At 52.2% G+C, this 10,971-nt stretch carries 8 protein-coding genes and 1 pseudogene; all 9 read left to right on the forward strand.

Annotated elements, in window-relative coordinates; genetic code table 11:
* Positions 1–170 (forward strand): annotated as a pseudogene (gene tuf / locus ACLQ7H_RS04000) (elongation factor Tu); the annotation flags it as partial.
* A gap of 258 nt (positions 171–428) precedes the next feature.
* The gene (gene secE / locus ACLQ7H_RS04005) at positions 429–812 is read left to right on the forward strand and encodes a preprotein translocase subunit SecE (RefSeq protein ID WP_411751552.1); all 384 of its coding nucleotides are present in this window, start codon (positions 429–431) and stop codon (positions 810–812) included.
* A gap of 1 nt (position 813) precedes the next feature.
* Complete coding sequence (gene nusG, locus ACLQ7H_RS04010; RefSeq protein ID WP_025121547.1) at positions 814–1,359, forward strand: transcription termination/antitermination protein NusG; 546 nt, start codon at positions 814–816, stop codon at positions 1,357–1,359.
* 157 nt (positions 1,360–1,516) lie between these two features.
* Entirely contained in the window at positions 1,517–1,945 is a 429-nt protein-coding gene (gene rplK, locus ACLQ7H_RS04015) for a 50S ribosomal protein L11 (protein ID WP_024485331.1), read from the forward strand.
* A 3-nt stretch (positions 1,946–1,948) separates the two neighbouring features.
* Positions 1,949–2,653: a 50S ribosomal protein L1 gene (gene rplA, locus ACLQ7H_RS04020; RefSeq protein WP_024485330.1), complete on the forward strand. Its 705-nt coding sequence runs from the start codon at positions 1,949–1,951 to the stop codon at positions 2,651–2,653.
* 331 nt (positions 2,654–2,984) lie between these two features.
* Positions 2,985–3,482, forward strand: coding sequence for a 50S ribosomal protein L10 (gene rplJ, locus ACLQ7H_RS04025; protein WP_411751553.1), 498 nt, complete (start codon positions 2,985–2,987; stop codon positions 3,480–3,482).
* A gap of 65 nt (positions 3,483–3,547) precedes the next feature.
* Positions 3,548–3,913, forward strand: a complete 366-nt coding sequence (gene rplL, locus ACLQ7H_RS04030) for a 50S ribosomal protein L7/L12 (RefSeq protein WP_411751554.1) — start codon at positions 3,548–3,550, stop codon at positions 3,911–3,913.
* Between the two features lie 332 nt (positions 3,914–4,245).
* Positions 4,246–8,274 (forward strand): DNA-directed RNA polymerase subunit beta, encoded by a 4,029-nt coding sequence (rpoB, locus tag ACLQ7H_RS04035; protein ID WP_411751555.1) that lies wholly within the window; start codon positions 4,246–4,248, stop codon positions 8,272–8,274.
* Between the two features lie 118 nt (positions 8,275–8,392).
* Positions 8,393–10,971, forward strand: a 2,579-nt coding sequence (gene rpoC / locus ACLQ7H_RS04040) for a DNA-directed RNA polymerase subunit beta' (RefSeq protein WP_411751556.1), incomplete at its 3' end; no start/stop codon positions are given.

Consider the following 10,971-nt stretch of genomic DNA (forward strand, 5'->3'; position numbering starts at 1 on the left):
CCGGTACCATCGAACTGCCAGAAGGCGTTGAGATGGTAATGCCAGGCGATAACGTGAACATGGTTGTTACCCTGATCCACCCAATCGCTATGGATCAAGGCTTGCGTTTCGCAATCCGTGAAGGCGGCCGTACTGTAGGTGCGGGCGTTGTTGCTAAAGTTATCGCTTAATCGCGGATAATATTTGACGCGACATGTGATAAAAGGGCATCATTTGATGCCCTTTTTATACGCTGTGAACTAGAACCTATCTCATCAGCGATTTTGCAGTCATAATCATTGGTGAGATGGGCTCTTTTAAACGGTATTGACTGAAATACGTCATGGCGTAAAACACCGGGATGCTGCCAAGCGGCATCTGTTCGGTTTGGTTTGCCTCGCATTGCGAGGCAAAGTTGTTTGTTCGAATCATTAGTGACAGGTTGGTTTATGAGTGCGAATACCGAGGCTCAAGGGAGCGGGCGCGGCCTAGAAGCGGCCAAGTGGTCAATCGTCGCCGTTCTGTTGGTTGTGGCTATCGTCGGTAACTATTACTACCGTGATTTCAGCCTGCCGCTGCGTGCGTTGGCCGTTGTCGTGGTTATTGCCATTGCTGGTGCAGTGGCATTGATGACCGTTAAAGGCAAAGCCACCGTTGCGTTTGCGCGCGAAGCGCGTACTGAAGTACGTAAAGTGATCTGGCCAACTCGTCAGGAAACGTTACACACCACGTTGATCGTTGCCGCGGTAACCGCCGTGATGTCACTGATTCTGTGGGGCCTGGATGGTATATTGGTCCGTCTGGTATCGTTTATTACTGGCCTGAGGTTCTAAAATGTCTGAAGCCCCAAAAAAACGCTGGTACGTCGTTCAGGCGTTTTCCGGTTTTGAAGGTCGCGTAGCTCAATCGCTGCGTGAACATATCAAACTGCACGATATGGAAGAGCTGTTCGGCGAAGTCATGGTTCCTACCGAAGAAGTGGTGGAGATCCGTGGTGGTCTACGTCGTAAGAGTGAGCGTAAATTCTTCCCTGGCTATGTACTGGTTCAGATGGTGATGAATGACGCCAGCTGGCACCTGGTGCGCAGTGTTCCTCGTGTTATGGGCTTCATCGGTGGAACTTCCGATCGTCCTGCACCGATCAGCGATAAAGAAGTGGACGCCATTATGAACCGCCTGCAGCAGGCTGGTGATAAACCACGTCCGAAAACGCTGTTCGAGCCGGGTGAACTGGTGCGCGTCAACGATGGTCCATTTGCTGACTTTAACGGTGTCGTTGAAGAAGTGGACTACGAGAAGAGCCGCCTGAAAGTGTCTGTCTCCATCTTTGGCCGTGCAACGCCGGTGGAACTGGACTTTAGCCAGGTAGAAAAAGGCTGATCGAATAATCAGCAAGGCGAGCGGATTTGTGGCTTGTCAGAGGCGCGAAATTGAACTATAATTTCGCGCCTTTTGTTTTTAGATGTCTTGCTCTTGCTGTGGGACGAAACACGGGGAGCCTCTCAGGAGGCGATATTACCCAAACGAGGAAATTTCAATGGCCAAGAAAGTACAAGCCTACGTTAAGCTGCAAGTTGCAGCCGGTATGGCTAACCCAAGTCCACCAGTTGGTCCAGCTCTGGGTCAGCAAGGTGTTAACATCATGGAATTCTGTAAGGCATTTAACGCTAAGACTGACAGCGTTGAGAAAGGCCTGCCGATCCCGGTTGTTATTACCGTTTATTCTGATCGCTCCTTCACTTTCGTAACCAAAACCCCGCCGGCAGCAGTTCTGCTGAAGAAAGCGGCTGGTGTTAAATCTGGTTCCGGCAAGCCGAACAAAGAAAAAGTCGGCAAAGTGACTAGTGCACAGGTACGTGAAATCGCAGAAACCAAAGCTGCGGACATGACTGGTTCTGACGTTGAAGCGATGATTCGCTCCATCGAAGGTACTGCTCGTTCCATGGGCCTGGTAGTGGAGGATTAAGAAATGGCTAAGCTGACCAAGCGCATGCGCGTGATCCGTGACAAAGTTGATGCTACTAAACAGTATGACATCCTCGAAGCTGTTGCTCTGCTGAAAGAGCTGGCCACCGCTAAATTCGTAGAAAGCGTTGACGTTGCTGTTAACCTCGGCATCGACGCTCGTAAATCAGACCAAAACGTACGTGGTGCTACCGTTCTGCCACACGGCACCGGTCGTTCCGTTCGCGTTGCCGTATTTGCCCAGGGCCCTAACGCTGAAGCTGCTAAAGCTGCAGGCGCAGAGCTGGTAGGTATGGAAGACCTGGCTGACCAGATCAAGAAAGGCGAGATGAACTTCGACGTGGTTATTGCTTCCCCGGATGCAATGCGCGTTGTAGGTCAACTGGGCCAGGTTCTGGGTCCACGTGGTCTGATGCCTAACCCGAAAGTGGGTACCGTTACCCCTAACGTTGCTGAAGCAGTGAAAAACGCTAAAGCAGGTCAGGTTCGTTATCGTAACGACAAAAACGGTATCATCCATACCACGATCGGTAAGGTTGATTTCGACACAGACAAGCTGAAGGAAAACCTGGAGTCTCTGCTGGTTGCGCTGAAAAAAGCCAAACCATCTCAGGCGAAAGGCGTGTACATCAAGAAAGTTAGCCTCTCCACCACCATGGGTGCTGGCGTTGCTATCGATCAAAGCGGCTTGACTGCTGTAGCGAACTAATCGCACTGCGATTATCGCTTTGACTTGGGGGTGGGATTCATCTAGAATCTTATCCCCCAAGGTTCTGCTGTATGCGGAACAACAAATTTTTCGGTTGGAGCCTGGCCTATCCAGGCCTCCGTCCAAGACCGCAGGTGTGCCGCAAGGCACTTAATCCTTCCTGCGTAGACGGTGACAGAGCCTAAAGAAATTTTTTCTTTTTTAAAAAGAATGGTCTTTGCTGGATTCTGCTCACCGTGTTAAGCCGCTCAACAGCGCGTGTTTACACAAAGGTGTTGAGTGAAGTGAGTTCCGGGGATTTTCCCCGGCTAAATCCAGGAGCAAAAAGCTAATGGCATTAAATCTTCAAGACAAACAAGCGATTGTTGCTGAAGTCAACGAAGTAGCCAAAGGCGCGCTGTCTGCGGTAGTTGCGGATTCTCGTGGCGTTACCGTTGATAAAATGACTGAACTGCGTAGAGCAGGTCGTGAAGCTGGCGTTTACATGCGTGTTGTTCGTAACACCTTGATGCGTCGCGTAGTTGAAGGCACTCCGTTCGAATGCCTGAAAGACACGTTTGTCGGTCCTACCTTGATTGCATTCTCTACCGAACACCCGGGCGCTGCTGCTCGTCTGTTCAAAGAGTTCGCGAAAGCGAATGCAAAATTTGAGGTTAAAGCTGCGGCCTTTGAAGGTGAGCTGATCCCTGCGGCACAAATTGACCGCTTGGCAACGCTGCCTACTTACGATGAAGCAATCGCACGCCTGATGGCAACCATGAAAGAAGCCGCTGCCGGCAAATTGGTTCGCACTCTGGCTGCAGTACGCGATCAGAAAGAAGCGGCATAAGCCTGTCTCTTTCTTAGCCTTTGCTTACGTATTTAAACTATTTCTGAATTTTAGGAACTTTTGTTATGTCTATCACTAAAGACCAAATTATCGAAGGCGTTGCAGCCCTGTCTGTAATGGAAATCGTTGAACTGATCGCCGCTATGGAAGAGAAGTTCGGTGTTTCTGCTGCTGCTGTAGCTGCAGGTCCTGCTGCTGCTGTTGAAGCTGCTGAAGAAAAAACTGAATTCGACGTTGTACTGAAAGGTATCGGCGCGAACAAAGTTGCAGTAATCAAAGCAGTACGTGGCGCAACTGGCCTGGGTCTGAAAGAAGCTAAAGACCTGGTTGAGTCTGCACCAGCAGTTCTGAAAGAAGGCATCAGCAAAGACGACGCTGAAGCACTGAAAAAAGCTCTGGAAGAAGCTGGCGCTGAAGTTGAAGTTAAATAAGCCACTGCTTTTGGAGTGCAGTCTGTTTTAACTAACAGACTGATGGCTGGTGACTTTTTGGTCACCAGCCTTTTTGCGCTGTAGGGCGTCAGTAGAGTTTCACACTGTTTGACTACTGGCTAACCCCAATATTTCTTTCTATCGACGACTTAATATACTGCCCTCTGCGCCGCAGCCGAATCTGCCGCCACGGCAATGAAATGATTTAAGCGTGATAGAAACGAGTATTGCGGAAAGTGTTTCGCTTTCCGGTCAACAAAACGGTGTTGCATGAACCGTCCCCTATCCGGACGGACAGATAGGTTCGACTTTCCAGCGAGCTGAGGAACCCTATGGTTTACTCCTATACCGAGAAGAAACGTATTCGTAAGGATTTTGGTAAGCGTCCACAAGTTTTGGACATACCTTATCTCCTTTCTATCCAGCTTGACTCGTTCCAGAAATTTATCGAGCAAGATCCAGAAGGGCAGTACGGCTTAGAAGCCGCATTCCGTTCTGTTTTCCCTATCCAGAGCTACAGTGGCAATTCGGAGCTGCAATACGTTAGCTACCGTCTTGGTGAGCCGGTGTTTGACGTTAAAGAGTGCCAGATCCGTGGTGTGACGTACTCTGCACCGCTGCGCGTAAAACTGCGCCTGGTTATCTACGAACGTGAAGCACCAGAAGGTACGGTCAAAGACATCAAGGAACAAGAAGTCTATATGGGCGAAATTCCGCTCATGACCGAAAACGGTACCTTTGTAATTAACGGTACTGAGAGGGTTATCGTATCCCAGCTGCATCGTAGTCCTGGTGTGTTCTTCGACAGCGATAAGGGCAAAACCCACTCCTCGGGCAAAGTGCTGTATAACGCACGTATCATCCCTTACCGTGGCTCATGGCTGGATTTCGAGTTTGACCCGAAAGACAACCTGTTCGTGCGTATCGACCGTCGCCGCAAACTGCCTGCGACCATTATTCTGCGCGCGCTGAGCTACACCACTGAGCAGATCCTTGACCTGTTCTTTGAAAAAATTGTTTTCGAGATCCGTGATAACAAGCTGCAGATGGAGCTGGTTCCAGAGCGTCTGCGTGGTGAAACTGCGTCCTTCGATATCGAAGCCAACGGTAAGATCTACGTTGAGAAAGCACGCCGTATCACCGCTCGTCATATCCGTCAGCTCGAAAAAGACGAAATTCGCAGTATTGAAGTACCGGTTGAGTACATCGCGGGCAAAGTGGTCGCGAAGGACTATATCGATACCAATACCGGCGAACTGATCTGTGCAGCCAACATGGAGCTGTCACTGGATCTGTTGGCCAAGCTGAGCCAGTCAGGCCACAAGCGTATCGAAACGCTGTTCACCAACGATCTGGATCACGGTGCGTACATCTCTGAAACCGTACGTGTCGACCCAACCAGCGATCGTCTGAGCGCTCTGGTAGAAATCTACCGCATGATGCGCCCTGGTGAGCCACCAACGCGTGAAGCGGCGGAAAGCCTGTTCGAGAACCTGTTCTTCTCTGAAGACCGCTACGATCTGTCTGCGGTTGGCCGGATGAAGTTCAACCGTTCTCTGCTGCGTGACGAGATCGAAGGTTCGGGCATCCTGAGCAAAGACGACATCATCGAAGTGATGAAGAAGCTCATCGATATCCGTAACGGTAAAGGCGAAGTGGACGATATCGACCACTTGGGCAACCGTCGTATCCGTTCCGTTGGCGAAATGGCCGAGAACCAGTTCCGTGTCGGTCTGGTACGTGTTGAGCGTGCGGTGAAAGAACGTCTGTCCCTGGGCGATCTGGATACCCTGATGCCTCAGGACATGATCAACGCCAAGCCAATTTCGGCGGCGGTGAAAGAGTTCTTCGGTTCAAGCCAACTGTCCCAGTTTATGGACCAGAACAACCCGTTGTCCGAGATCACGCACAAGCGTCGTATCTCTGCATTGGGTCCAGGCGGTCTGACCCGTGAACGTGCCGGCTTTGAAGTTCGAGACGTACACCCGACTCACTACGGTCGTGTGTGCCCAATCGAAACGCCGGAAGGTCCAAACATCGGTCTGATCAACTCCTTGTCCGTGTACGCACAGACCAACGAGTATGGCTTCCTGGAAACCCCGTACCGCCGCGTGCGTGACGGCGTGGTGACGGATGAAATCAACTATCTGTCTGCTATTGAAGAAGGCAACTTCGTTATCGCTCAGGCGAACTCCAACCTGGACGAAGAAGGCCGCTTTGAAGAAGACCTGGTTACCTGTCGTAGCAAAGGCGAATCAAGCCTGTTTAGCCGCGACCAGGTTGACTATATGGACGTATCAACCCAGCAGGTTGTTTCTGTTGGTGCTTCATTGATCCCATTCCTGGAACACGATGACGCCAACCGTGCATTGATGGGTGCGAACATGCAACGTCAAGCGGTGCCAACCCTGTGTGCTGACAAGCCGCTGGTAGGTACCGGTATGGAACGTGCCGTAGCGGTTGACTCCGGTGTTACAGCCGTAGCCAAACGTGGTGGTGTGATCCAGTACGTGGATGCTTCCCGTATCGTTATCAAAGTTAACGAAGACGAGATGTACCCGGGCGAAGCAGGTATCGATATTTATAACCTGACCAAGTACACCCGTTCTAACCAGAACACCTGTATCAACCAGATGCCTTGTGTGAATCTGGGTGAGCCAATCGAGCGCGGCGACGTGCTGGCAGATGGCCCGTCTACAGACCTGGGTGAACTGGCATTGGGTCAGAACATGCGCGTCGCGTTTATGCCTTGGAACGGCTACAACTTCGAAGACTCCATCTTGGTCTCCGAGCGTGTAGTACAGGAAGATCGCTTCACCACCATCCATATTCAGGAACTGGCTTGCGTGTCTCGTGACACCAAACTGGGGCCGGAAGAGATCACCGCCGACATCCCTAACGTGGGTGAAGCAGCGCTCTCCAAGCTGGATGAATCCGGTATCGTGTATATCGGTGCAGAAGTGACCGGTGGCGACATTCTGGTGGGTAAGGTAACGCCGAAAGGTGAAACCCAGCTGACGCCAGAAGAGAAGCTGCTGCGTGCGATCTTCGGTGAGAAAGCGTCTGACGTTAAAGACTCTTCTCTGCGCGTACCAAACGGCGTTTCCGGTACGGTTATCGACGTGCAGGTCTTTACCCGCGATGGCGTGGACAAAGACAAGCGTGCGTTGGAAATCGAAGAGATGCAGCTGAAGCAGGCGAAGAAAGACCTGACTGAAGAGCTGCAGATCCTGGAAGCTGGCCTGTTCGCTCGTATCCACGCGGTACTGGTTTCTGGTGGTATCGAAGCCGAGAAGCTGAGCAAACTGCCACGCGATCGCTGGTTGGAACTGGGCCTGACCGACGAAGACAAGCAAAACCAGCTGGAACAGCTGGCAGAGCAGTACGACGAACTGAAATCCGACTTCGAGAAGAAGCTGGATGCCAAGCGTCGTAAGATCACCCAAGGCGACGATCTGGCACCAGGCGTGCTGAAAATCGTCAAGGTGTATCTGGCCGTTAAGCGTCAGATCCAACCGGGTGACAAGATGGCAGGCCGCCACGGTAACAAGGGTGTTATCTCCAAGATCAACCCGATCGAAGATATGCCTTACGATGAAAACGGTACGCCGGTTGACATCGTTCTGAACCCGCTGGGCGTTCCATCGCGTATGAACATCGGTCAGATCCTGGAAACTCACCTGGGTATGGCGGCGAAAGGCATTGGTGAGAAGATCAACCAAATGCTCAAGCAGCACCAGGAAGTGGCCAAGCTGCGTGAATTCATCCAGAAGGCTTACGATCTGGGTGACGGCGTTTGCCAGAAAGTTGACCTGAACACCTTCACCGACGACGAAGTCTTGCGTCTGGCAGAGAACCTGAAAAAGGGTATGCCGATTGCAACGCCAGTCTTCGATGGTGCGAAAGAGTCAGAAATCAAGCAACTGCTGGAAATGGGCGGTATCCCGACCTCAGGTCAGATTACGCTGTTTGATGGCCGTACCGGCGAGCAGTTTGAGCGCCAGGTAACCGTCGGCTATATGTACATGCTGAAACTGAACCACTTGGTTGACGATAAGATGCACGCGCGTTCTACCGGTTCTTACAGCTTGGTTACTCAGCAGCCGCTGGGTGGTAAGGCGCAATTCGGTGGTCAGCGCTTCGGTGAGATGGAAGTGTGGGCGCTGGAAGCATACGGCGCAGCTTACACCTTGCAGGAAATGCTTACCGTTAAGTCGGATGACGTCAACGGCCGTACCAAGATGTACAAAAACATCGTGGATGGCGATCACCGTATGGAACCAGGCATGCCGGAGTCCTTCAACGTACTGTTGAAAGAAATCCGCTCGCTGGGTATCAACATCGAACTGGAAGGCGATTAATCGCCATTCCAGCTCTGGCTCCCGACCTTAGGGAGCCAGAGGGTGGTTGTTCAGGTCACACGGGCGCACGATTTGTCAGCGTGCGCCCAACAGGTTTAACTCCGACAGGAGCCAATCCGTGAAAGACTTATTGAAGTTTCTGAAAGCGCAAACTAAGACCGAAGAGTTTGATGCGATCAAGATTGCTCTGGCATCGCCAGACATGATCCGTTCATGGTCGTTCGGTGAAGTTAAAAAGCCGGAAACCATTAACTACCGTACGTTCAAACCTGAGCGTGACGGCCTTTTCTGCGCCCGTATCTTTGGGCCGGTAAAAGATTACGAGTGCCTGTGCGGTAAGTACAAGCGCTTGAAACACCGCGGCGTGATCTGTGAGAAGTGCGGCGTTGAAGTGACCCAGACCAAAGTGCGCCGTGAGCGTATGGGCCACATCGAACTGGCTTCCCCAACTGCGCACATCTGGTTCCTGAAATCGCTGCCTTCGCGCATCGGTTTGCTGCTGGATATGCCGCTGCGTGACATCGAACGTGTACTGTACTTCGAATCCTACGTAGTAGTCGAAGGCGGTATGACCAACCTCGAGCGTCGTCAGATCCTGACTGAAGAGCAGTATCTGGATGCGCTGGAAGAGTTTGGTGACGAATTCGACGCCAAGATGGGTGCGGAAGCTATTCAGGCCCTGTTGAAAAACATGGATCTGGAAGCCGAGTGTGAGCAGCTGCGTGAAGAGCTGAACGAAACCAACTCCGAAACCAAGCGTAAGAAGCTGACCAAGCGTATCAAGCTGCTGGAAGCGTTCGTGCAATCTGGTAACAAGCCAGAGTGGATGATCCTGACCGTGCTGCCGGTACTGCCGCCAGATCTGCGCCCATTGGTTCCATTGGATGGTGGCCGTTTCGCGACTTCAGATCTGAACGATCTGTACCGCCGCGTGATCAACCGTAACAACCGTCTGAAACGCCTGCTGGATCTGGCTGCGCCTGACATCATCGTGCGCAACGAAAAGCGTATGTTGCAAGAAGCGGTAGATGCCCTGTTGGATAACGGCCGTCGCGGTCGTGCCATCACCGGTTCCAACAAACGTCCTCTGAAATCTTTGGCCGACATGATCAAAGGTAAGCAGGGTCGTTTCCGTCAGAACCTGTTGGGTAAACGTGTTGACTACTCTGGTCGTTCTGTCATCACCGTAGGTCCATACCTGCGTCTGCATCAGTGCGGTCTGCCGAAGAAAATGGCACTGGAGCTGTTCAAACCGTTCATCTACGGCAAGCTGGAACTGCGTGGCCTGGCCACCACGATCAAAGCCGCCAAGAAAATGGTTGAGCGCGAAGAAGCTGTCGTTTGGGATATCTTGGACGAAGTGATCCGCGAACACCCGGTACTGCTGAACCGTGCACCAACCCTGCACCGTTTGGGTATCCAGGCGTTTGAACCGGTTCTGATCGAAGGTAAAGCGATCCAGCTGCACCCGCTGGTTTGTGCGGCATACAACGCCGACTTCGATGGTGACCAGATGGCTGTTCACGTACCGTTGACGCTGGAAGCCCAGCTGGAAGCGCGTGCGTTGATGATGTCTACCAACAACATCCTGTCACCAGCGAACGGCGAGCCAATCATCGTTCCTTCCCAGGACGTTGTATTGGGTCTGTACTATATGACTCGTGACTGTGTTAACGCCAAAGGCGAAGGCATGGTTCTGACGGGTCCTAAAGAAGCTGAACGCGTTTACCGCGCCGGTCTGGCCTCTCTGCATGCACGCGTAAAAGTGCGTATTACAGAAGAGATCAAGAATACCGAAGGTGAATCTGTTCACCAGACTTCGATTATTGATACCACCATCGGTCGCGCCATCCTGTGGATGATCGTACCGCAAGGTCTGCCTTACTCGATCGTTAACCAGCCTCTGGGCAAGAAAGCGATCTCCAAGATGCTGAACACCTGTTACCGCATCCTGGGCCTGAAGCCGACCGTAATCTTCGCTGACCAGATCATGTACACCGGTTTTGCTTACGCTGCCCGTTCAGGCGCATCCGTAGGTATCGATGACATGGTTATCCCAGCCAAGAAAGCAGAGATCATCGAAGAAGCGGAAACCGAAGTTGCCGAGATCCAGGAGCAGTTCCAATCTGGTCTGGTTACCGCGGGCGAACGCTACAACAAAGTGATCGATATCTGGGCTGCGGCGAACGAACGTGTTGCTAAAGCGATGATGGAAAACCTGTCGGTTGAAGACGTGGTTAACCGTGACGGCGTGGTGGAACAACAAGTTTCCTTCAACAGCATCTTTATGATGGCCGACTCCGGTGCTCGTGGTTCTGCCGCTCAGATCCGTCAGTTGGCGGGTATGCGTGGCCTGATGGCCAAGCCAGATGGCTCCATCATCGAAACGCCAATCACTGCGAACTTCCGTGAAGGTCTGAACGTACTCCAGTACTTCATCTCCACGCACGGTGCTCGTAAAGGCTTGGCGGATACCGCACTGAAAACGGCAAACTCCGGTTATCTGACCCGTCGTCTGGTTGACGTGGCGCAGGACCTGGTAGTGACCGAAGACGACTGTGGCACTCACAACGGCATCATGATGACTCCGGTTATCGAAGGTGGTGACGTTAAAGAGCCACTGCGTGAACGCGTTCTGGGTCGTGTGACTGCTGAAGATGTCATCAAGCCGGGTACGGCTGACATCCTGGTGCCACG

The sequence above is a fragment of the Serratia sp. (in: enterobacteria) genome, assembly GCF_046715635.1.
Lineage (GTDB): Bacteria > Pseudomonadota > Gammaproteobacteria > Enterobacterales > Enterobacteriaceae > Chania.